The sequence below is a fragment of the Parasphingorhabdus sp. W113 genome, from assembly GCF_055693205.1.
In genome coordinates this window covers 2,435,993-2,457,283 of sequence record NZ_CM146328.1, presented here as the reverse complement: position 1 = coordinate 2,457,283, position 21,291 = coordinate 2,435,993, and the positions used below count along the sequence as shown (strand labels likewise).

The window sequence follows — 21,291 nt, the reverse complement described above, 5'->3', positions numbered from 1 at the left end:
CAATCAGAGGTGATGATCATGATAGCCACTCCCGAATTCGATTTCCAACTGGGCGAGATGGCGGATCAGATCCGCGATACGACGCGGCGCTTTGCCGATGAAAAAATCTCGCCGCTGGCCGAAAAAATGGACCGGGAAGACTGGTTCCCGCGGGAATTATGGGAACAGATGGGCGCGCTGGGTCTGCACGGGATCACCGTGGAAGAAGAAGATGGCGGGCTTGGGCTGGGTTATATTGAACATGCCATTGCGGTGGAAGAAGTCAGCCGGGGCAGCGCCGCTCTGGGCCTGTCCTACGGCGCGCATTCCAACCTGTGCGTCAACCAGATCCGGCGCTGGGCCTCCCCGGAACAGAAAGCCAAATATCTGCCCAAGCTGATCAGCGGCGAGCATGTCGGTTCGCTGGCAATGTCGGAAGCCGGGGCAGGGTCGGACGTTGTGTCGATGAAGCTGAAAGCCGAAGCGGTGCAGGGCGGTTACATCCTCAACGGCACGAAATTCTGGATCACCAATTCCACCGATGCCGATACGCTGGTGGTCTATGCCAAAACCCGCCCGGATGCCGGGTCGGGCGGCATCACCGCCTTCTTGATCGAAAAGGGCATGAAAGGCTTTTCGATCGGTCAGAAGATCGAGAAAGTCGGTATGAAGGGCAGCCCCACCGCCGAGCTGGTCTTTGACGACTGCGAGGTGCCGGAAGAAAATGTCATGGGGCCGCTCAATGGCGGCGTCGGCGTGTTGATGAGCGGACTGGACTATGAACGCGCTGTGCTCGCTGCGATTCCGCTGGGTCTCATGCAGGCCTGTCTCGATACGGTCATTCCCTATGTTCGCGAGCGCAAGCAATTTGGCAAACCGATTGGTACATTCCAGCTGATGCAGGGCAAGATTGCCGACATGTATGTCCGGCTCAACAGCGCCCGCAGCTATGTCTATAATGTCAACAAGGCCTGTGATGCGGGGCAGACCACCCGCTTTGATGCCGCAGGTGCCGTCATGCTGGCGTCGGAAAACAGCGTCCGTGTTGCCGAGGAATCGATCCAGGCGCTGGGCGGGGCTGGCTACACCACGGATTGGCCGGTGGAACGCTATTGGCGAGACAGCAAGCTGCTGGATATTGGCGCCGGTACCAATGAAATCCGCCGCATGCTGATCGGGCGCGAATTGATCGGGGGCGCATGAAGCAATGACTGCGCCGATCCTCCCATCCGCCGTCAGCGCGGCCAGCGAAACCTTTCAACAATATGCGGCGCATAACCGGGCGCTGGCCGAGGAGCTACGCAGCAAGGTCGCAACTCAGGCGCTGGGTGGCACCGAGAAGGCCCGCGACCGCCATGTGTCGCGCGGCAAACTGCTTCCCAGAGATCGCGTCGAGCGGCTGCTGGACCCCGGATCTGCCTTTCTGGAGATCGGGCAGCTCACCGCCAACGGGCTTTATGATGACGCCGTTCCCGGCGCCGGACTGATCGTTGGGGTCGGGCAAGTGTCGGGGCGGCATGTCATGATCGTGTGCAATGATGCCACGGTGAAGGGCGGGACCTATTATCCGCTGACCGTGAAGAAGCATTTGCGCGCACAGGAAATTGCCCTCGAAAACCGGCTGCCGTGCATTTATCTGGTCGACAGCGGCGGCGCGAACCTGCCTAATCAGGCCGAGGTTTTTCCGGACCGGGATCATTTCGGCCGGATATTTTTCAACCAGGCCAATATGAGCGCGCAGCAGATACCGCAGATTGCCTGCGTGATGGGCAGTTGCACGGCGGGTGGTGCTTATGTGCCGGCCATGTCGGAAGAAACCGTGATCGTCCGCAATCAGGGAACGATTTTCCTGGCCGGTCCGCCGCTGGTCAAAGCCGCAACCGGAGAAGAGATCAGTGCGGAAGACCTGGGCGGCGGCGATATGCACGGCAAGAAGTCCGGCGTTGTCGACCATGTCGCCGACAGCGACGACCATGCACTCACAATCGTGCGGGATATTGTTGCAACGCTGCCCCAGAATCGCAAACCGGATGTTGCTTTGCAAGAGGTCCGTGCGCCCAAATATGATGCGGCGGATCTTTACGGGATTATTCCGGACGATGTGCGTGCGCCCTATGAGGTGCGCGAGATCATCGCACGCCTGGTCGATGGCAGTGAATTTCATGAATTCAAGGCGCTCTACGGGCCGACATTGGTGTGCGGTTTTGCGCATATCCACGGCATGCCGGTCGCGATCCTGGCGAATAACGGCATATTGTTCAGCGAAAGCGCTCAGAAAGGCGCCCATTTCATCGAGCTGGCCTGCCAGCGGAAAATCCCGCTGCTGTTTCTGCAGAATATTTCCGGCTTCATGGTCGGCGGCAAATATGAGCAGGAAGGGATTGCCAAACATGGCGCCAAGCTGGTGACCGCGGTCGCAACCGCGCAGGTGCCCAAAGTGACGGTGATGATCGGTGGCAGCTTTGGCGCCGGCAATTACGGCATGTGTGGCCGGGCCTATTCCCCGCGCTTCCTGTTCAGCTGGCCGAACAGCCGGATCAGCGTCATGGGCGGCGAACAGGCCGCCAGCGTTCTGGCCACAGTGCATCGGGATGCCAGCAGCTGGACCGAGGAAGAGGAGGAAGCGTTCAAGGCCCCGGTTCGGCAGCTCTATGAGGATGAAGGCAATCCCTATTTTGCGACCGCACGGCTGTGGGATGACGGGATTATCGATCCGGTGCAAACTCGCGACGTGCTGGGCCTCGCCTTTGCCGCGACACTGAATGCACCGATAGAGGACAGGGCGCAATTCGGCCTGTTCCGGATGTAGGGGGGCGATATGATTACATCTCTTCTGATCGCCAACCGGGGCGAAATTGCCTGCCGGATCATGGCGACAGCGCGCAAAATGCAAATTCGCACGATCGCCGTCTATTCCGATGCCGATGCCAGCGCGATGCATGTGCGCGAAGCCGATGAAGCGGTTCATATTGGCGGTTCTCCAGCCGCTGAATCCTATCTGGTTGGCGACAAGATTATCGCTGCGGCCAAACAGACCGGGGCAGAGGCAATCCACCCCGGATATGGTTTTCTCAGCGAAAATGCGGATTTCGCCCAGGCGGTTATCGATGCCGGTCTGATCTGGGTTGGGCCAAAGCCCGCCAGCATCCGCGCCATGGGGCTGAAAGACGCGGCGAAGACATTGATGGACGAAGCCGGCGTGCCGACAACACCCGGCTATCTTGGCGACAATCAGGATCCGGATCATCTTGCAGAGCAGGCCGAGGCCATTGGCTATCCGGTGCTGATCAAGGCGGTTGCTGGCGGTGGTGGCAAGGGCATGCGCAAGATCGACAGCGCGGCCGATTTTGCCGATGGCTTGCTCTCCTGTCAGCGCGAAGCCAAGGCAAGTTTTGGCAATGATATTGTTCTGATCGAAAAATGGATCACCAGTCCGCGCCATATTGAAGTCCAGGTGTTCGGGGACAGCCATGGCAATGCCGTGCATCTGTTCGAACGCGATTGTTCGCTGCAGCGGCGCCACCAGAAGGTAGTGGAGGAAGCGCCCGCGCCGGGGATGGATGACACCACCCGGGCCGACCTATGTGCCGCCGCCGTGCGCGCCGCCAAGGCGGTCGACTATCAAGGCGCCGGCACGATTGAGTTTATTGCCGATGCCAGCGAAGGTCTGCGGGCCGACCGGATATGGTTCATGGAAATGAACACCCGGCTGCAGGTCGAGCATCCGGTGACCGAAGAAATTACCGGCGTTGATCTCGTCGAATGGCAGTTGCGGGTGGCGAGCGGTGAGCCGATCCCGTTGAAGCAGGATGAATTGAGCATCAATGGCCACGCCGTGGAAGTGCGGCTCTATGCGGAAGATCCCACCAGTGGCTTTTTGCCCTCCACCGGCCTGTTGGAACAATGCCATTTTCCCGAAGACTATGTACGGATTGAAACCGGTGTCGACCAGGGCGATGTCGTGTCTCCCTTTTACGATCCGATGATCGCAAAAGTCATCACCCATGCGGATAGCCGGCACGAAGCGCTTGCTTTGATGCAGGACAAGCTGGATGGCCTGGCCGTCTGGCCGGTCAAATCCAACGCGGGCTTTTTGTACAATGCCGTGGCGCATCCGGCCTTTGTCGCGGGCGACATCACCACTTCCTTCATTGAAGATCACGGCACCGCCCTGATGCCAATTGCCGAACCGGATGCCGAGATGTTGCGCCAGGCGGCCCGGGAGCTTGTTGCGCAATATCAGCACAGCGATGATCGCGGGCTGTTCGGCTTCCGGCTTAATCGGGCGCCGTCGCGGACGGTGCACATGACTGCGGCTGGGCAGACCTATCAGGTCGCTGCACCGGCCGATTTTGGCGGCGATGTCTTTGTCTCCCGGGCCAGCGCCGATGTCGCGCTGGTGACCGCAAGGGGCCAGAGTTTCGGCATCGCGCTCGAACGCCAAGAAGGCGGTCCTGCGGCTGGCATAGCGGATGGGGCGATCCTCTCGCCCATGCCGGGCAAGGTGATTGCGCTGGACATTGCCGCTGGTGACACCGTGGTGGCCGGGCAGAAACTGATGGTGCTCGAAGCGATGAAAATGGAACATGCCATAACCGCCCCGTTTGACGGCGTGGTCAGCGCGGTTGGTCCCGACCTCAATGCCCAGGTGGTCAGCGATGCGTTGCTGATTCAAATCGACAAACCCGATAGCGACGGGGAGCAAGCATAATGGCAGGCCGTTTTTTTGATCAATGGGCCATCGGTGACACGATCGCGCACGACATCCGTCGGACGGTGACCGAAACCGACAATCTTCTGTTCACTACCATGACCCACAATCCGCAGCCGCTGCATCTCGATGCCGAGGCGGCCAAGCAGAGCGAGTTTGGCCAGATTCTGGTCAATGGGACGTTTACATTCTCTCTGATGGTCGGACTGTCGGTCGGCGACACGACTTTGGGGACGCTGGTTGCCAATCTCGGCTATACCGATCTGGTCATGCCCAAACCGGTTTTTATCGGCGATACCATGCGGGCGACCAGCGAAGTGAAAACGCTCAAGCAGAGCAAATCGCGACCGCAAGCCGGTATCGTGACCTTTGAGCATCAGCTGATCAATCAGCGCGACGAAGTGGTTTGCCAATGTCTGCGCAGCGCGCTGTTGAAGAAACAGGACGCATGATTTTGCGCTCGCTGCTATTTGTTCCCGGCGATCGCCCCGAGCGTTTTGACAAGGCGGCGCAAAGCGGTGCCGACGCGATCATCCTCGATCTCGAAGACAGCGTGTCGCTGGCCCACAAGCAGATCGCGCGCGAGGCGGTGGCAAAGTATCTGACGCAGACCGCGCCGGTGCCGGTTCTGGTGCGGATCAATCCGCTCGATGGCCCGCTGGCGATCGCTGATGTCAACAGCCTGTTATCGGCCCCGCCCGCCGGTATTGTGCTCCCGAAAGCCGAAGGGGCAGGTTCGGTTTCGCAGCTAAAGTCCTTGTTGGGCGGGCAGAATATACCCATCCTGCCGATCGCCACCGAAACGCCCGCAGCGGTGTTCCAGCTCGGCAGTTTTCAGGATGTTGGCGAAAGCCTGCTCGGCGTGACCTGGGGTGCAGAGGATCTGCCGGCGGCGATCGGGGCCGCGACCTCGCGCCATGATGACGGCAGCTATACCGCGCCTTATGATATGGTCCGCGCTCTAACCCTGTTCGGGGCCCACGCCGCCGGTGTTGCGGCGATCGATACGGTCTTTCCCGATATCAAGAATCTCGACGGTTTGGAACGCTACGCCCGAGCGAGCGCGCGTGACGGTTTTGCCGGGATGATGGCGATCCATCCCGCTCAAATTGAAACCATCAACGCCGCCTTCACCCCCAGCGCTGACGAGATCGCCTGGGCTGAGGCTGTCGTCGCGGCCTTTGCCGGCAATCCGGGCGCCGGCGTGCTCGAACTGGACGGCAAGATGATCGACAAACCGCATCTCGACCAGGCCGAAAAGCTTCTGGCGAAGATTGCGTCCTAGTCGGGTTTCCGCCTGTCGGTGATCCGCTCAGTCGTCCTCCAGCGCATAGGCAATCACATAGCCGCCCTTGCCATCGCGCACGCTCTGGGAATCGACATATTCGCCGGTATCCGGGTCGCGCGGATAGCGCCAGGTGGGATTGGGCACCGTGACGATGAGATATTGTTTGCCTGATTTTTCAGAGCGGTAGGACATCGGCGTCGCTTGCCCATTGCCGGGCAGGGCGGCCGCCCATTTTTCCTCGCCGGTGCGCAGGTCAAAGGCTCTGACCGTGCTGTCCATTGTCGAGCTGAGAAAGGTAAGCCCGCCGCGCGTGGTCAGCGTTCCTGCCCGAACCGCGGTTCCGACTTCCAGGGGTATGTTGAGCCGCAGGTTGAACGGCCCGCTATCCTTCATCGTGCCCGCGGGCCGGCTCCACAAAAGTTCCTTGGTGTTGAGATCCATGACCGCGATCCGCGACCAGGGTGGTTCGAAACAGGGCACCTGGGTGCCAAGGATCGACATGAAGGGCATCGGCAGGCCGAAAAACTTGATCTGCCGGTGGTCATAGGGGTCATCGGGATCAGCATCGCCCATTTTCGGCTTTGGTCCGTCCGGATCCATGTGCACAGCGGGATGGTTCTTGCCCAGCAACAGCGCGCCGCGCGGTCCCGCCTCGGCGACCTGTTCGGGGGTCACGAGGAGCAACCGGTGGGCCAGCATCATCGGCGCGGCGACGAGCAGGCCATTGTCGGCATCGACCGAAACACTGCCCCAGTTAAAGCCCCCGAAATTGCCCGGATAGAGCAAAGTGCCCTGCTGGGATGGCGGGGTGTACATGCCTTCATAACGCATCATGCGATATTCGATCCGGCAGACCATCTGATCGATCGGGGTCAGTCCCCACATGTCCTTTTCATAGCGGTAGGGGTGAAAATTTGGCAGCGGCGAATGGGGCTGGGTCGGCGACAGATATTCGCCGTCCGCCGCGCCTTGCGGGGCTGGCCGTTCTTCAATCGGGTGGACCGGCGCGCCGGTCCGGCGATCGAGCAGAAATATCGCGCCCATTTTGGTTGGCACCGCGACCGACGGCACGTTTTCGCCATCCCGCGTGACATCGACCAGCACCGGCTGGGCAGGGACGTCATAATCCCAGATGTCATGATGGACGGTCTGATATTTCCACCGCGGTTCGCCGGTCTTGCCGTCAATCGCGACCACTGCGGACGACCATTCGTCATCAAAGTCCCGCCGCGCGCCGCCGAAATAGTCAGGTGACGCATTGCCGGTGGGCGCATAGATCAGGTCCAGCTCCGGGTCATAGCTCATGATCGACCAGACATTCGGCGTACCCAATATATAGGTTTCGCCAGGCCCCGGTTCACTGTGGACCCCGGGATTGCCGAGATCCCAGGCCCAGACAAAGGCCCCGGTCATCGCGTCATAAGCCCGGACGACCCCGGACGGCAGGCCGAGATCCTGAGAATCCAGAACCTGTCCGCCCACCACGAGATTATTGCCGGCGACCAGCGGGGCCGAGGTGACATAATATTCGTCGACCGCATGGTCTCCCATGCCGGTCCGCAGATCGACGGAACCGTTGGCGCCAAAGTCCGTGCAAAGCTGGCCGGTCATCGCATCGACCGCAATGATTCTGCGCATCGACGGTCGCGGTGATGATCCTCTTCGGACATTGCCCGCTATAATCCGCCGGCGCTTCGTGATAGCCAACTCCGCGGCAGGTGCGGGCATATTGATGGGCGGCTGGCGGGGCAACATCCGGCGTGTGACGCCAGACTTCCTTGCCGGTGCTGTCGTCAATCGCGATCATGACATTGAGCGCGGCGCACATATAAAGCATGCCGTTAACCTGCAGCGGAGTCGCCTTGAAATCTTCCTCGACGCCCGTGCGGTAGCGCCAGACTTCCTTGAGGCCGCCGACTGTGTCGGTGTTAATATCGCTTATCTGGGCAAACCGGGTGCCGCCTTCGCTATTGCCATAATGGCGCCAGTCGGTCGTCGCTTCGACGCTATCCACGCTTCGAACCGTGCCGGTGCCGTTCTGGATATAGCCCTGCATCGATGCCAGGATCAGGACTGCGACCGCGGCCAGGCTTGGGCCGCCAACCCACCATTTGGTTGTCATATCGGTGCCGGATTCTTCCGCTTTGTCGGCACGCAGAGATTGGCGATACCAGGGCGTCAGAAACCACAGTCCCATGCCGAGCCACGCGGCGATCCGCGGCAGCAGGGCGAGAAAGTGGAGCTGCGCCTCGAACAGCGCCCAGATCAGGGTCAGCGCGATAATCACCCCATAGACTTTCGGGGCCCAGGCGCTGCGCCGGATCATCAGGACCACCAGTCCAAGCGTGACCAAACCCGCTATGACGTAATAGGGACTGCCCCCGAGCGTGACCAGATAGCCGCCCGGGACGGTCAAAAGCAGGCCGATCAGCGCGAACAGCACAACGAAAAACCAATGGGCGATTTTGGGGACTACCATGCCGGACTCCTGATGCCTGTTGCTATGGTCGGCCTGCTCGCCGACCCGTCGTGGATTACATCGGGTGGATGGTGTGCCCACCGTCCATGACCATGCTTTGACCGGTCATGAACTTGCTATGCCGGGACGCCAGAAAAACGGCGACGCCCTCCATGTCTTCCAGCTCGCCTATCTGGCCGCTCGCCGACCGCCGACGGGCGGAATCCTGAAACGCCTTGCTGGTTTGGAGCGACATTTCGGTTTCGATAAAGCCCGGCATGATCGCATTCACCTGGATGCCCGCCTGGCCGAGCTCAATCGCCAGCGCCTGCACCAGGCCGACCACCGCGGCCTTGGTTGTCGAATAACCCGCCGCGCCGCCGGTGCCCATCAAGGCCGCCACGGAAGAGGTGACGACCAGCTTCCCTCCGGCCTTGCGCTCGAGCATATGCGCCGTGACGGGCCGCCATGTCTGGACGACGCTCATCAGATTGAGATCAATCGTGTCCAGCCAGGTCTGCCGATCGGTCAAGTGCGACATGCCGCGAAAACCGCCGCCGCCCGCATTGGCGAAGCAGCTGTCGACCTTGTCAAAGCGGGCCAGGGTTGCATCCCAGGCCTCAGCAATCCGATCCTCGTCGGTCACGTCGCAGGCAAAGGCTTCTACCTCACCGCCCATCGCGCGCAATTCTTCCACAGCAGCCGCGTTTTTGTCGGCATTGCGTCCCCAGATGGCAACCTTGGCACCGGCCTTTACAAGCCCGCGGGCATAGGCCAGGCCGACGCCCCCATTGCCGCCGGTGACCAGTGCAACATTGCCGGATAAATCAAACATATGGACTCCTAGATACCGTTATTTTCAAAATTCTTTGCGGAGACGACTGCATCAGCCGGCGCCGTTTGCAGACCGATCAGATTGCCGTCAGGATCACGGCCGAACAGGATCTCGCCGCCGTCCATCGGACCCGGTTCGGTGACCACTGTGCCGCCGGCATCGACCAGACGCTTGCGCGCGGCCGCCATGTCCGACACGTCAAAAACGATCATGTTATAGCCCAGCGCATCCACCGGGCGCGGTGTGCTGAGATCTTCGGTGGGATGGCTGTGATACTGGAAAATCTCTAGCTCCAGATTGCGGATCTGGAACCATGCCATTTCAACCTTGCTGTCCGGCAGGCCCGAAACCTTGTCGATTTTCTCGCTCGAGACCGCAAACCATTCCCCCACACGGCGCGGCGATGGCTGGTTGAGAAACGCCGTATAGAAAGCGACCAGCCGGTCGATGTCCGGCGTCGCGAGCGAGACATGCCGGATGCGATATTGGTTTTTCGGCGGTGCGGGCAGATCGAGTTTCGCGACATCAACATGCTCGATCTCCGATATCAGTCCGCTTTGATCCCGCGCATAGGCATAGGAAACCGGGTTTTTCGGATTTAACTGGACCATCGCCTTTTCGCCGATATGGGTTGCTCCTCCGGCGAGAAACTTCTGATAGGCCTGGGTGGTCTCGTTCACCTGATAACAGACATGAGCTATGCCCGGACCTTGAACGTCCATCGGCGCGGCTTTCCGGGCGTCGGAAGACGGATTGGCAAAGGCCATGAAGCGGATCTGGGCATTGGCGCTGCGCATCATCCGCGTGTCTGCCATCACGCCGGCCCGTCCCGCCAAATTGTCAAATAGCGGATTTTCCGAAATCGGCTCTTCATTCACCAGTTTGAGGTCGACGGCGTCGCCATAGAGTTGGACGGTGTCGTCGAGATTGCCGACCGATGCTCCGATATAATTTACACCAGTGATGACGGCATCCGGCGCGACATTCGCGTCGTCTCCAGCACTGCCGCATGCGCTCAAGGACAGCGCGACACTGATTCCGGCTAAAATTCTCAGCATATCTCTCTTTCTGGTGCGACCACAGAGCTTGGAAAAGCTGCTCAGTCAATGGCTCAGAGCCTTCTATCCTTCTATTGAACTAAGAGTCAATAAATAGGCTATCCAAATCCGAATAGAGATTATATTGTTCGCCTTATTGAACATATTGTGTGTTAAATTTCGATGCAAGATAGGGCCAATGCGACGCGGGATTAAATTGACAAGCATCGGCCTGCTGGCCGTTTTCCTGATGGCTGGCGTGATCGCTGTTATTTGGGACAGCATGCCCGTGCGCATAGACCCATCGGATGTCGATCCTGCAGTGGTTCACGCCAACCGCGTCGGCGCAGCGGCTTATCCGTTTCGCGAAGCCTATTTCGAGCAAGATGGTCATCAGCTCCATTATGTGACAGCAGGCGAAGGAGAGCTTGTGCTCTTCCTCCATGGTTTCCCATCTTACTGGCTTTCCTTCATCCGTCAGATGGAGGCGTTAAAAAGTGACTATCGGGTCGTCGCCATAGATGGCCTCGGGGCAGGCCGATCCGATGCGCCGCAGGATCAGGATGCCTATCAGCTTGAGACTATGGCGGCCCATGTGCAGGCCCTGCTTGATCACCTCGATGCAGACAAAGTGCATCTCGTCGGGCATGACTGGGGCGCGACCTTCGCGTTCGGATTTGCCCAACGCTATCCGGATCGCGTCGCCAGCGTAACGGGTTTGAGCGCGCCACCGCAAAACCAGCTGCTGGCGATCATGCAGACTAATCCGGAACTGCGAGAGACCGCTGCCTATATCGAACGGCTGAAACAAGCAAATCCGCTACTGATCGTGGCCCTCGGTGGCGACAAGCAGGTCTGGACAGGGGCTTATCAGCCGCTGGTTGCCAAAGGGTTGCTCAGTGCGGAGGAGGGGGCATTGTTTCGTGCGGCGACAAGCAACCCGAAACGGATCAACGCCCATATCAACTGGTATCGTGCCAATATCCCGGCCTTTGATGCAATTACCGAAGCCAGTTTCTGGCCATCGCGCGACGCGCGCCTGACCATGCCCGCCCAGATTATCTGGGGCGACCAGGATCGGGTTTTTGTCCCTGATTATGCCAGGGCCCTGAGAGATATTGCCGATGATATTCGGCTCGTCCCGTTGGCAGAGGTGGGCCATTGGCCGCATGTTGAGCAGTCTGAAAATGTCACCCGCGCGATCCAGTCGCTGATCGCGGCCGAGGAAACCGCACCGGCGGTCAAATTGATCGAATGATTGTCGCTCAGACCCGTTCCAGCGGCAGAAAGGGCGGATCCGGCAAGTCGACCGTGATATGATCACCCGGACGCACCCGGCCGCCGGCAAGAACCACCGTCATGATCCCGGCTTTGTGGATCAGCGAGCCATCGGGCGCTTTATCAAGCACCGCGGCCAGAAGCCCTTTCTGGAAGCGATCAATCTGTGCACAGGGATTGCGCAGGCCTGTCACTGCCAGACAGACGGTGTCGCCAATGGTCAGCCGGGATCCGCGTGGCAGTGCAAGCAGGTCGATACCCTTGGTGGTGATATTCTCCCCCAGATCAGCCGGCTTTACGCTAAAGCCTTTTGCCGCAACTTCATCGAACAGCTCGGTATGAATCAGGTGGACCTGGCGGAGATTGGGTTGTGTCGGATCGGCCTTCACCCGGGACCGGTGCTGGACCGTGACGCCGGCATGGGCATCATCGCTCACGCCGAGACCCGCGACGATTTCAATTTCAGCCGCGATCCGCTTTGAGAAATCATGTTGTCCGCTCCGGGAAACGGAAATTACTTCTGCTGGCATAGATGGTGCTTTCCCAATCTCGATGAAGCTGGGTCTATCAAGAACCGGCCTGATCGCCAAACGCATGTTGGTATATCGGCATCGGATGCATGACCGGTTCCCAACCCGCTTTCGGAACAGGCGGGTCGTGCGGGGGCTTTCCTACATTCCGGGTCTTCTGCTAAGGTTTCAGACATTTTCTGTGCTTTTGAGCGCTGCAGGACTGGCACACAGGGCCGGCAGGAATGAAAGGTCACACTCGATTGGCAAGTAACGGTTCTTATTAACTGAAATAAAAGAAAATATTATGCGTTTTTAGAATATGTAACGCGCCTTGGGGTGTGATCTTTGCGGTTGCGAAAAACGGCCGGCACGGCCTCTCCTGGCCCGGCGTCTTGGTGTCGAGATTGTTTGACTGTTGTTGGCCTTTTCTGTCTATGGAGCGGCTTATGAAAAAGATATTCCCGTTCTTACTGTCCCTTGCGCTGCTCGGATCTGGCGCGTTCGCGCAACAGCCCGAACCAGCGGCCAGCGAACCGGCCAAGGCTGCGGTTTCCTTTGGCGATCTTTGGGCCTTTGATGCGGATTCCCATGACTTTCCCGAGGACAAGCGGGATGACCTGTCGCAATGCGAAGGCCAAGATGCCGCCGCCATGAAGCGGGCGATACAAACCTGTTGGCCGGTATATGAAAGCTATCGGGATACCAAGGCGTTCCGGGCGGTCAGAAGCAAGGCGGTGGCTCTGGTCAACGATCCGGATACGGATATTGATCTGCTCGAGCAGGCCCAGGAGGATGTATTCCGTGAGGCGCTGCTGGTTCCACAGGCGATCCCCGAGCCCCGTTATCCGGCGCAGTTCTTGCTCGCGTTGACCGCCCATAATGTCCGGTTCAAGCAATGGTCCCGCACCCGGCAATATGAGCGGGCGCGGACCGATGCCAATCGGCTGATTGGTTTTTTCCACCAGGGGAAACAATATCGCGAAACCGGCTATCATAACGGGATTTTGCATTTCAATCGGGTGGAGATGAACCTTGCAATTGATAATCCGGCATCGGACAGTCTGATCGAAAAGCCCGAATATGAACGGCCAGTTGCCTTTGCCGATTTCCGGTCCGTCTTCAATGCTGCCTTTTATGACCGCGACCGGAAACCACCGGCGGTTTTGCCCTTGGGAGTCAGTCCCGATCGCGCGCTGGATCCGGACGATTGTTCTGGCCGGGACTATGCCGGGATTTTGCGCGCGATCCGCTATTGCCGGCCGATCCATGATCTTTATCATGACGTGTCGGTCACCAGTCTCAGTAATTTCAATGTGAAGACAGACAGTTACGATCAGATTATCGCCAAAAGAATAGTGATGCGCGCGGAGCGGCTGAAGATGCCGGTGGCCGACTATTTTCACATGATTGCGCTGCTTTTTCAAAGCACTACAGCCTATATTGACGATGATGACGCTAAGGGCGCGCGGTTTTTGACCCAGGCGCGGTCCGTGTTGAAAAAGTCAAAGCTCAACTGGGATGATGATGTCTTGGAAATGATCGACCAATGGCCCGGCTTGGTGGAGCAGGCGCTGGCCCAGCAGGCGCAGATTGATGCCGAAGCCGCGCAGGCCGCAGCCGAGCGGGCAGAAGCGAAGGAATCTTCGGAGTAACCCGGTTCGGAGCAGGCGCCGATGCACGCGGTCCGATTTTGGCTTAGGCCATTGCATTCTTCGCGGTGTTGACCGAAGGATTAGCAATGCCCGTCCGCCGTTTCCTAGCTGTTGCGCTCCTGCTGACCGGGCTTGTCGCTATTGCCTATCTTCTATCGCCGCTGGTAAAGGCCGGGCAGGCGGTGGCAACGGCCGATCGCGCCGAAGCTGTTGCCGAAGTCAGTCCTGGCCTATCAGCAAAACCGCCGGTGCAGCTGGAGATCCTCGCCCAGGTTGGTCCATGGCCGGTGGCTTCTCGGATGATCGGCTATCGCGGGCGGCTTTGGTTTGCCAATTCGGTCAAGGGCCGCAACCACAATTCTGCTGATATCTGGAGCCTTGATCCGGTCACCGGAGACACGCGTTATGAGCGCCATCTGGTCAGCCAGGATGCCGGAACGCCACTGGTCTACAAGGGCCTGCTATACTGGCCGTTCGAAGATGCGTTGCTGTCGTTCGGCAATGGCGTGATCGCAGTGACCGACGGCGCCAACTGGCGCAGGTTGAACATTCCGCATGCGCCGATTTATCATACCAGCCAGCTCTTTTCTTGGCAGGGCGATTTGCTGGCGATAACCGGCACCCGCAATGCCGGCGTTCAGCGATCGGAGGATGCCGGGCGAAGCTGGACCGAAAGCTATATCCACCCGACCCCGTCGACCCATGTTAGCCGACTGAAGGAAATGACCGTGTTCCAGGGGAAGCTCTACGGCGCGCTCTCGGATGCCAAGGTCAAGCGGTTGGTGGTATGGACGGGGTCTGGTTTTCGCACCGTGAAAGGCTGGCCGCTCAACCGCTATTTTAACGGACTGGTGGTGCATAAGGAGGCGCTGTTCGGGATTGTCGGCAGGGGCAGCCAGCGCGAGATCTGGAGATATGACGGGGTTGATGCGGTGCAGGTCGGCGAGACCGGTGCATTTGTTGATCTGACCAGCGATGGCGAAGACTTATGGGTGGTATCCCGGACCGGAGAATTATGGTCCAGTGCGCTGGGCCACCAATGGGCCGGCCGCGGTCGATTGGAAAAGGGCCGGCCGGTTTCAATAGCGGCCATTGACGGCGCCATTTTTGTCGCGGGTGCAGGCGACGACGGACGGGGTATCGTCTGGGGGCCACGCGGTCATGCCCTGTTGTCCGGTCCGCAGTCACCAGCGGTGATTGCGCCACTGCCATCGCACAATAAGGTGTCCGATTGGCCGGCATTGGGCGCGCAAATTGATCGTTTGTTGAGGGATCGCTCAACCTATGATCCGCGCGGCAGTCGAGCCTTGCGGGCGCTGATCTATCAGGCTGCTACCGGCGGAGCGCCAGCGGGGTTTTTTGCGGCTCGGCTGAAGGTTGCCATCCCCCGCATGACGGTCTCGGCCTTTGGTGGCGCGATGCAGATCCGTGCGGAAGATGTGGCCCACCGGCTGTTGCTATGGGGTATGGCGCTGTCGGGCCAGGCGGATGTGCCCGTCCAATCCCTGACCACGCGATGGACATCGCCGCCCAATTCCTATGAAAAATATTTCGAGCGCGGACAAAGCGCCCTCCGCGCGGTGGCCGATACGGGCCAGAATGACGTAGCAACAATCGCGGCGCTAATTGCACGGCTCGACTTTACCGATGATCCGCCCTGGCTGCGGTCGCAGGTCATTGGTACTCTGACGGCGATCAGCGGACAGCATTTCGGCTATGACGTGGCGGCCTGGAAGCGGTGGGCGCAGAGGGAGCGGCAAAGCGACGTGTCAACGACGGAACGCGAGGCAAGTCAATATAACCAGACTAATCCCGGCCCCGCCATCACCAAGCCCATAAGCGACCCCGCAAGGATATCGGAGGGATAATGATGTCCGACGGATATTCGCGCCCAGCCGATCGTCGCGATCGCGGCGATCGACAGCGGTGACAAGACTGGCATGGCCGCCGCGAGAGTTACAAAGACCGCCATTGCGGTCATCGCATGACCGCTTGGAAAGCTGTACCGGTCAAGGGTTTTGACGAGTGACGGAACCGTCGGATCGTGATCAAAGGGTCGCGCTCGCTTGATCCGGTTCTTTGCGAGCGGATAAAACACGTGAGCGGCCAGCGCCGAACATGTCGCGATGACAATGCCGCTATGGATAGCCTCGCCGAAGAGGAACGCGAGTGCGATCGCGAGCAAGGGATAAAGCAGTCCGTTGGACAGGTAATTGGTGGTCAGCGACAGCGTCCGTAACGCAGGGCGATCAAGATGGGAAACGCACCGCTTCACAACGGGCATTTCGCTGTCATTCAAATGGAGAAGGAAAAACTGGACCGACTGATGCCAGCCACCACCGACGGCGGATGGTGTTCTCAGATCACGGCGTTGGAACCATCGACTCATGTGCATATCCACTTCGTAAATATACTCAACAAGCGACCAACTTATTTTTATATGATGTTCTAATAGCACAAAAATTAGCGAAAGTCCGCCGCTTTTGTGCTAAGCAGCGATGAGTCGAGCCGGATTGGAGCCAGCTTGATTGGCAATCATGCGGAGATGTTCATGCGAGGCTATCCTTATGCGTTTTACATCGCGCTCGATGGCAACGGGATAAATGGCCTCGAAGGCATGGCGGGCATGTGCCTCTTCCTTTTTGATCCGGCAGAAAATCGGTTCGCCTGGAAGATCAAATATTATGACGGCATCGCTGCGGGCCATGCCTGTGCGATCAACCCGTCGGCCAGTCTCGGCTTTCTTGGCAATGCGGGGCAGCATCTGCTGTTTTTTGACGCCGAAACCCTGGAAGAAACGCACCGTATTTCGACCTTGCGTTTTGAAAGCCCGCGCACCTCGCTGCAGGGCAGCACCCATCTTGCCTGGCTTGATGACAAACAGTTTGTGACCGCCATTGGCGAGCATTTCTATCGGTTCTCGGTCGATGATCTGGAAAACCCGCAACAGCTGGAGCGTCATCAGGTCAAATTGCCGCACGCCATGAAGCTGACCGCTTCGCGGCGCTATTTATGTTATGGATCGATGGACAATCCTGCCGATGGCCGCCGCGGTGAGGCTTGTCATGTCGGTATCCGCGACATGGAGTCCGGTGCTGTGGATGTCGTTGCCTTGCCGGCGACCTGCTGGCACGTTTTACCGCATCGCTCGGAAGATCTGTTCTACGCGATTTCCTTTCGCGTCGCCCCGCAGGACCATATGGATTATCACGAGTGGGGGATGTCCTATCTGAAAGAATATGTCTTCGAGATTGATGCGCAAAAGAAATGCGTCCAGCGCCATTGGGCGACCGGGAGGGAAACGCCGGCTCATATCAATTCCGACATTACGCAATCGGATAGCGAACTGATCTTTTGCAACGGCGGCAGTCAATCGATCCTGTTCGTGAATTTTGACGATTTCGCAAGCTATCGCATGATCGATGAACGTCCCGAGATGACCGAAGTCACCAGCCGTCCGCGTGAGGTCGCGACGCAATTATATGACACATTTACGCGCGGTAATGTGTTCAGCAATTCACAGCATTTTCTCGGTGCGCTGCGGGTCAGCCGCTTTTCACTGCTGGATTCTGTCTATGCCTGTCAGTTGTCCAAAGACCAGAAGCTGCTGTTCACCGCCAATCGCGGGCTGAATCACATCAGCATTTACGACTATCCATCCAACAGTCTGCGTTTCCGGGTGCCGATGCCGGATCTGCAGGAATTTGTGCCGACTTTGCCCGCGTCTGCCGATCCGCGCCTTGGGTTTCACCACAGCATATTGGTCGGTTGATCAGTTTTCGGTCGCCGCAATCGTATCGATCATCTTGCGGAAGTTTTTCGGGATCATCGATCCGATCAGCATTTCGATGCCGCTTGATGCCGCGCTGCGCCAGGCTGCCGGTATGCGGGTGAGCGCGTTGTTATCAATGTCAAAAACACCTTCGAACACCGCCCGTGTCCCGCGACCGCCCATGGCGGACTCAAAGCGTGTGGAGCCGGAGCAGGTGATGGCTTCCGGCATGAAATAGGGCTTTATCTGCCAGCGACATTGCATCATGTCGGCATTCCATACGGCATGATCCTCCCATCCCAGCATATCGGGTGTGATGACATTTTTGAGCGAGGCCGGCAGCTTCGGATTGACGCGCCATTCGTTGATCAGCATCACCGAGCCATCGGCCTGACTGGTGCGCTGCAGCGACCGGATCACCTCGACATCATCGAGCGCCGGCGCAATGTCGGGCAAGCTGTCGCGGACGGCGAGAGCGATATGGTCGACCGGCTTGCGTGCGCCGACAAGCGTATGAAACTGCTTCATCTGCCAGACTCCAACAAAAGAGCCCGCTCTCGGTTTTGCGTTGCGGTGCGCGCGATATGGACTTCGCGGGCTAGTGTCATGCCGGTTCGCGTTTCCCGGTCAACATGCGGAGAGGGGGAGAGCCAGGCCAGTGCATCAGCCAAGGCCGCCCGCGCCGAGACCGGTTCAAAGCCAAGCGCTGCTGCATCGTCATGGCTGTACCAATAATAGCGTCCGACCATTTTGGCCTGCGCCCGCGTCGCCAATGGCGGCTTTTTGGTGATCCGGGCACGGGCTTCTTCGGCCAAGGCAATCAGATAGCATTGGGTGGCGCTGGCCATTTGAGACGGTGGCGCCACACCTGCAAGTTCGGTGATGATGCTGTGAATGTCCTGCCAGTGCAGATTTTCCGAACCGAGGATATACCGCCGTCCGGGTGTGCCCTGTTCGGCGAGGATGATATGCCCCTTGGCGACGTCGCGCACCGAAACGATGTTGCAGCCCCCGCGCCAGGTCAGATGGAACGGGTCGGCGAGATAGCTTGTGATCACCGAATTGCTGGGCCCGAGAGACGCGCCAAAGGGACCGACGCTCATCGTTGGACAGGCAAAGACAATCTCGATCTGATGCTGTTCGGCCAGCGCCAGAGCCGCTTTTTCCTGGGCTATTTTGGCGCGCACATAAGCGGGTTCATCGGGCCGGTCTTCTGCGTCTTGCGTTTCATTACTGACGGTCGGTTGATAGCCAGCACCGAGGGTGATGGAGGAGGATGTCATGACGATCCGCCGGATTCCGGCGTTGCGGGCCGCCAGAATGACATTGCGGCTCCCTTCGATCGCAGTGCGATGCAGATTGTCCGGATCCTGACCCCAATAGCTGAACGGAACCGCGGTGTGGAAAATGACATCCTGCTGGCTTACAGCGGCCGCCAGGGTCTCGGGATCCAGAACATCGCCAAAGACAAGCGGCGCCGGCAGGGTTTCGATATGGCGCGTATCTGCGGTTGGACGCACCAGGCCAGAGGGCTGATGGCCAGCGCTGATCAGTGCCCGCATCAGATTGGCGCCGATCAGGCCATTGGCTCCGGTGACCAGCGCCTTCATGACGGTGTCCCAAAATCAACACGGGCCGCCTGTTTCAGATCACCGACAAGATTGTCCCATGCCGGCTTGATCCGCATGATCTGCTCCCCGTCATCAGAACTCGCAGCCGGTTTGAAATGACGAAACCCGTCTTCGTCGACCAGAATGGGCTCGGAGCCGGTATCGGACGGTCTTGTTAGGGTATCCTTGAGCCAGGCCACCGGATCGAGTGCGCCATTCTGGGTCATCGTCTCGACCAGCCGGCTCAGTTGCTCGACCGGAAGATCCGGCCCCCGGCTGTCGTTGGTCCATGGCCTGCCGATCCGGACGTCGCGTCCTTCGGCCACAGCCTCGAGATTGGCAAAGGTGCGACTGGCAAAACGGGTATAGGCATCCTGGACGAGGGCAGCCTTGAAATCTGGCACCAGATCAAGATCGAACAATTCCAGAAACGGAGGCAGGCGAAAATGCTGGCGGGCCCAGATTGTGACCAGCACATCATCACCCAATTCTTCAAAGCGGACGATACCGTCATCGGCAATGGCTGACCCATTGGCGCTGCGAACGGTTTTCCAGAACATCGTCTGTTTGCCTGTTTCATAAGCGACCGTTTCGATCTTGGTCACGTCAATCACCTCACCGCCCGCCAGTACCGTGAAATTGGGCTGTGGCAGATAGAGGTTGCGTTCGATTTGCCTGGTCACGCGGCCCTCGTCATCGCAAGCAATGGTGACCGCATCGCCGCCAATATAGTCATTCATGAACTGAATCGTGCGATGAATCGGGACCGCGTCGGCAAATGCTTCAAAGCGCATCGGAAAACGCCGCACGCAATCGAACAGCACCGCGCCATCATGATAACGCCAGCGCAATCCCGCCGGGTCCACGCGGGTGGCGTTGAGCAAAGCGGCCTTCGGCAACAACTCATCCGCTAGTCCCAGCCAATCGGCTTCGCTTATCGTGGCGGGATCAATATCCACCGGCGCATCGCGGCGCGTCAGCTGATCCTTGTCGAAAAAGATCTGCCAGGCTTCCTGGGACTGGGCGACCTGACCGAGAGCATAGTTGGCCGCGATTATTGTCGACGCTGATGGATCAGCCATTGTGTCAGTTTGCGGCGCACGTTCCGCATCCTCGCCATAGCCCAGCAAGGATGTCGCAACGGCGTTGGCGCGATCGTTGATCGGGTTTGCAAAAGGAAAATGCGTGCGTTCGACTTTCTGCAGAACCGGCCGCACCGAACTGTCAATCGCCAGACTTCGTGACCGTCTTCTGGTGGAGTCGATCAGAAGCGGGTCAACGTTGATCCAGCCCGGATAGGGATCCAGCGGCCCCTTCAGCTGCACCGCATCCAGCAGGTTCGGGCGCCGGAGACTGGTCGCAGCCAGTCGTGATACAAACGGGTCGAGTCCCATTTTCAACGCGCCATAATGATCAGCAAGCACCGGGTCCGAGGCGATGATCATCGTGTCTGTCGCTATCAGGCAGGGCAAGCGCGCACCGCCATTGCCATGGCTGCTGCGCACGGCGTCAATCAGTGCGAAATCGACCGGCGCGGCCGCGAGCAATGCAGCGATCACATCGCCGGGATCGCGGCGGTACCGGTAGTGATAATCCTTGTTGGTCAGCGGCAGGGCATTGAGCAAGGTGGAAAGGCACAGCGCGTAGCCCTCGTCTTCGTCGGTGCGGTTGGCCGCAAAAACAATCCGCATATCTGCTGCCAGCCACTGGCTCGACAGCGGTGTGTCCGCGAGAATATCGCCAGCCTGTACCTTATCGCTGACGGTTTCCTCGGAGAGATCCAGCACATCATAGTCGCGTCCCCTGGGGGTGACATATTGGTAACCCAGCAAGTCCGCCAGCATGTAGACATCGCGGTTTTCCAGCCACAGGGAAGCGGTGCCGGGAGTCGAGCCTACGGCCACTGCAGTTGCGCCCCAGTCGAACAAAAGATCAATCAGATGCTCGACCAGTTCCGGACAGGTTGCGGTCGACCCTTCTGCATCAAATCCATCAAAAGACGGAATGATGATGATATTGCACGCATCTTTCCGCTGCAGCGCCTCCGCGATTTTGGGGGTTGCGGCGCTTTGCAGGCCGGACAGGGCGATGGCCTGGTCCAATATGGCGCAGCCCGGTGCTCCGGGGACATCTGCAATCGCAACAAAGGGAGCGGTCAT

General features: G+C 58.9%; 17 protein-coding genes and 1 pseudogene. 9 read left to right on the top strand and 9 right to left on the bottom strand.

The window, feature by feature from the left end; translation table 11 throughout:
- Nucleotides 1–18 precede the first annotated feature (18 nt).
- The 5 genes from ACZ1GS_RS11845 to ACZ1GS_RS11825 are packed head-to-tail and all read left to right on the top strand — an operon-like array spanning nt 19 to nt 5,975.
- Nucleotides 19–1,182 (top strand): isovaleryl-CoA dehydrogenase, encoded by a 1,164-nt coding sequence (locus ACZ1GS_RS11845; RefSeq protein WP_472695389.1) that lies wholly within the window; start codon nt 19–21, stop codon nt 1,180–1,182.
- Between the two features lie 4 nt (nt 1,183–1,186).
- Nucleotides 1,187–2,788: a carboxyl transferase domain-containing protein gene (locus tag ACZ1GS_RS11840; protein ID WP_472695388.1), complete on the top strand. Its 1,602-nt coding sequence runs from the start codon at nt 1,187–1,189 to the stop codon at nt 2,786–2,788.
- A gap of 9 nt (nt 2,789–2,797) precedes the next feature.
- The gene (locus ACZ1GS_RS11835) at nt 2,798–4,690 is read left to right on the top strand and encodes an ATP-binding protein (protein WP_472695387.1); all 1,893 of its coding nucleotides are present in this window, start codon (nt 2,798–2,800) and stop codon (nt 4,688–4,690) included.
- Nucleotides 4,690–5,142 carry a MaoC family dehydratase gene (locus tag ACZ1GS_RS11830; RefSeq protein ID WP_472695386.1) on the top strand — a complete coding sequence of 151 codons (453 nt, stop codon included), beginning with the start codon at nt 4,690–4,692 and terminating at the stop codon, nt 5,140–5,142. The genes ACZ1GS_RS11835 and ACZ1GS_RS11830 overlap by 1 nt, the downstream gene beginning before the upstream one ends.
- Nucleotides 5,139–5,975: an HpcH/HpaI aldolase/citrate lyase family protein gene (locus tag ACZ1GS_RS11825; protein WP_472695385.1), complete on the top strand. Its 837-nt coding sequence runs from the start codon at nt 5,139–5,141 to the stop codon at nt 5,973–5,975. Before ACZ1GS_RS11830 ends, ACZ1GS_RS11825 begins: the two co-directional genes overlap by 4 nt.
- 27 nt (nt 5,976–6,002) lie before the next feature.
- On the opposite strand, the gene ACZ1GS_RS11820 is transcribed toward ACZ1GS_RS11825, so the two are convergent.
- The 4 genes and pseudogenes from ACZ1GS_RS11820 to ACZ1GS_RS11805 form a co-directional block, all read right to left on the bottom strand.
- Nucleotides 6,003–7,616 carry a PQQ-binding-like beta-propeller repeat protein gene (locus ACZ1GS_RS11820; RefSeq protein ID WP_472695384.1) on the bottom strand — a complete coding sequence of 538 codons (1,614 nt, stop codon included), beginning with the start codon at nt 7,614–7,616 and terminating at the stop codon, nt 6,003–6,005.
- Between the two features lie 58 nt (nt 7,617–7,674).
- Nucleotides 7,675–8,034 (bottom strand): annotated as a pseudogene (locus ACZ1GS_RS11815) (outer membrane protein assembly factor BamB family protein); the annotation flags it as partial.
- Between the two features lie 478 nt (nt 8,035–8,512).
- On the bottom strand, nt 8,513–9,271 hold the full coding sequence (locus ACZ1GS_RS11810) for an SDR family NAD(P)-dependent oxidoreductase (RefSeq protein WP_472695383.1): 759 nt from the start codon (nt 9,269–9,271) through the stop codon (nt 8,513–8,515).
- A gap of 8 nt (nt 9,272–9,279) precedes the next feature.
- Nucleotides 9,280–10,329: a VOC family protein gene (locus ACZ1GS_RS11805; protein WP_472695382.1), complete on the bottom strand. Its 1,050-nt coding sequence runs from the start codon at nt 10,327–10,329 to the stop codon at nt 9,280–9,282.
- A gap of 178 nt (nt 10,330–10,507) precedes the next feature.
- Between ACZ1GS_RS11805 and ACZ1GS_RS11800 the strand changes: the two genes are divergently transcribed.
- Complete coding sequence (locus ACZ1GS_RS11800; RefSeq protein WP_472695381.1) at nt 10,508–11,566, top strand: alpha/beta fold hydrolase; 1,059 nt, start codon at nt 10,508–10,510, stop codon at nt 11,564–11,566.
- Nucleotides 11,567–11,573: 7 nt separating this feature from the next.
- On the opposite strand, the gene ACZ1GS_RS11795 is transcribed toward ACZ1GS_RS11800, so the two are convergent.
- Nucleotides 11,574–12,116, bottom strand: coding sequence for an MOSC domain-containing protein (locus ACZ1GS_RS11795; RefSeq protein WP_472695380.1), 543 nt, complete (start codon nt 12,114–12,116; stop codon nt 11,574–11,576).
- Nucleotides 12,117–12,544: 428 nt separating this feature from the next.
- Between ACZ1GS_RS11795 and ACZ1GS_RS11790 the strand changes: the two genes are divergently transcribed.
- Together ACZ1GS_RS11790 and ACZ1GS_RS11785 are read left to right on the top strand one after the other, a co-directional pair.
- Nucleotides 12,545–13,750, top strand: coding sequence for a hypothetical protein (locus ACZ1GS_RS11790; protein ID WP_472695379.1), 1,206 nt, complete (start codon nt 12,545–12,547; stop codon nt 13,748–13,750).
- A gap of 86 nt (nt 13,751–13,836) precedes the next feature.
- Complete coding sequence (locus ACZ1GS_RS11785) at nt 13,837–15,618, top strand: hypothetical protein (protein WP_472695377.1); 1,782 nt, start codon at nt 13,837–13,839, stop codon at nt 15,616–15,618.
- Here the strand turns inward: ACZ1GS_RS11785 and ACZ1GS_RS11780 are convergent.
- Nucleotides 15,543–16,139 (bottom strand): phosphatase PAP2 family protein, encoded by a 597-nt coding sequence (locus tag ACZ1GS_RS11780; protein ID WP_472695376.1) that lies wholly within the window; start codon nt 16,137–16,139, stop codon nt 15,543–15,545. The two genes, ACZ1GS_RS11785 and ACZ1GS_RS11780, sit on opposite strands and share 76 nt — an antisense overlap.
- 162 nt (nt 16,140–16,301) lie before the next feature.
- Between ACZ1GS_RS11780 and ACZ1GS_RS11775 the strand changes: the two genes are divergently transcribed.
- Nucleotides 16,302–17,522, top strand: a complete 1,221-nt coding sequence (locus tag ACZ1GS_RS11775; RefSeq protein WP_472695375.1) for a hypothetical protein — start codon at nt 16,302–16,304, stop codon at nt 17,520–17,522.
- Here ACZ1GS_RS11775 and ACZ1GS_RS11770 read toward each other — a convergent pair whose 3' ends face one another.
- The 3 genes from ACZ1GS_RS11770 to ACZ1GS_RS11760 are packed head-to-tail and all read right to left on the bottom strand — an operon-like array spanning nt 17,523 to nt 21,291.
- Nucleotides 17,523–18,050, bottom strand: a complete 528-nt coding sequence (locus tag ACZ1GS_RS11770) for a hypothetical protein (protein ID WP_472695374.1) — start codon at nt 18,048–18,050, stop codon at nt 17,523–17,525.
- A complete protein-coding gene (locus ACZ1GS_RS11765) occupies nt 18,047–19,132 on the bottom strand; it encodes an NAD-dependent epimerase/dehydratase family protein (protein WP_472695373.1) in 1,086 nt (361 codons plus the stop codon). The genes ACZ1GS_RS11770 and ACZ1GS_RS11765 overlap by 4 nt, the downstream gene beginning before the upstream one ends.
- Nucleotides 19,129–21,291 (bottom strand): DUF362 domain-containing protein, encoded by a 2,163-nt coding sequence (locus tag ACZ1GS_RS11760; protein ID WP_472695372.1) that lies wholly within the window; start codon nt 21,289–21,291, stop codon nt 19,129–19,131. The genes ACZ1GS_RS11765 and ACZ1GS_RS11760 overlap by 4 nt, the downstream gene beginning before the upstream one ends.

What these genes read in the sequence shown, in the direction of transcription:
- ACZ1GS_RS11805 (WP_472695382.1), bottom strand. Translation starts at nt 10,329, where the DNA reads ATGCTGAGAATTTTAGCCGGAATCAGTGTCGCGCTGTCCTTGAGCGCA.
- ACZ1GS_RS11765 (WP_472695373.1), bottom strand. Translation starts at nt 19,132, where the DNA reads ATGAAGGCGCTGGTCACCGGAGCCAATGGCCTGATCGGCGCCAATCTG.
- ACZ1GS_RS11785 (WP_472695377.1), top strand. Translation starts at nt 13,837, where the DNA reads ATGCCCGTCCGCCGTTTCCTAGCTGTTGCGCTCCTGCTGACCGGGCTT.
- ACZ1GS_RS11775 (WP_472695375.1), top strand. Translation starts at nt 16,302, where the DNA reads ATGCGAGGCTATCCTTATGCGTTTTACATCGCGCTCGATGGCAACGGG.
- ACZ1GS_RS11845 (WP_472695389.1), top strand. Translation starts at nt 19, where the DNA reads ATGATAGCCACTCCCGAATTCGATTTCCAACTGGGCGAGATGGCGGAT.
- ACZ1GS_RS11835 (WP_472695387.1), top strand. Translation starts at nt 2,798, where the DNA reads ATGATTACATCTCTTCTGATCGCCAACCGGGGCGAAATTGCCTGCCGG.
- ACZ1GS_RS11770 (WP_472695374.1), bottom strand. Translation starts at nt 18,050, where the DNA reads ATGAAGCAGTTTCATACGCTTGTCGGCGCACGCAAGCCGGTCGACCAT.
- ACZ1GS_RS11840 (WP_472695388.1), top strand. Translation starts at nt 1,187, where the DNA reads ATGACTGCGCCGATCCTCCCATCCGCCGTCAGCGCGGCCAGCGAAACC.
- ACZ1GS_RS11790 (WP_472695379.1), top strand. Translation starts at nt 12,545, where the DNA reads ATGAAAAAGATATTCCCGTTCTTACTGTCCCTTGCGCTGCTCGGATCT.
- ACZ1GS_RS11780 (WP_472695376.1), bottom strand. Translation starts at nt 16,139, where the DNA reads ATGAGTCGATGGTTCCAACGCCGTGATCTGAGAACACCATCCGCCGTC.
- ACZ1GS_RS11830 (WP_472695386.1), top strand. Translation starts at nt 4,690, where the DNA reads ATGGCAGGCCGTTTTTTTGATCAATGGGCCATCGGTGACACGATCGCG.
- ACZ1GS_RS11810 (WP_472695383.1), bottom strand. Translation starts at nt 9,271, where the DNA reads ATGTTTGATTTATCCGGCAATGTTGCACTGGTCACCGGCGGCAATGGG.
- ACZ1GS_RS11795 (WP_472695380.1), bottom strand. Translation starts at nt 12,116, where the DNA reads ATGCCAGCAGAAGTAATTTCCGTTTCCCGGAGCGGACAACATGATTTC.
- ACZ1GS_RS11825 (WP_472695385.1), top strand. Translation starts at nt 5,139, where the DNA reads ATGATTTTGCGCTCGCTGCTATTTGTTCCCGGCGATCGCCCCGAGCGT.
- ACZ1GS_RS11760 (WP_472695372.1), bottom strand. Translation starts at nt 21,291, where the DNA reads ATGACCGCTCCCTTTGTTGCGATTGCAGATGTCCCCGGAGCACCGGGC.
- ACZ1GS_RS11820 (WP_472695384.1), bottom strand. Translation starts at nt 7,616, where the DNA reads ATGCGCAGAATCATTGCGGTCGATGCGATGACCGGCCAGCTTTGCACG.
- ACZ1GS_RS11800 (WP_472695381.1), top strand. Translation starts at nt 10,508, where the DNA reads ATGCGACGCGGGATTAAATTGACAAGCATCGGCCTGCTGGCCGTTTTC.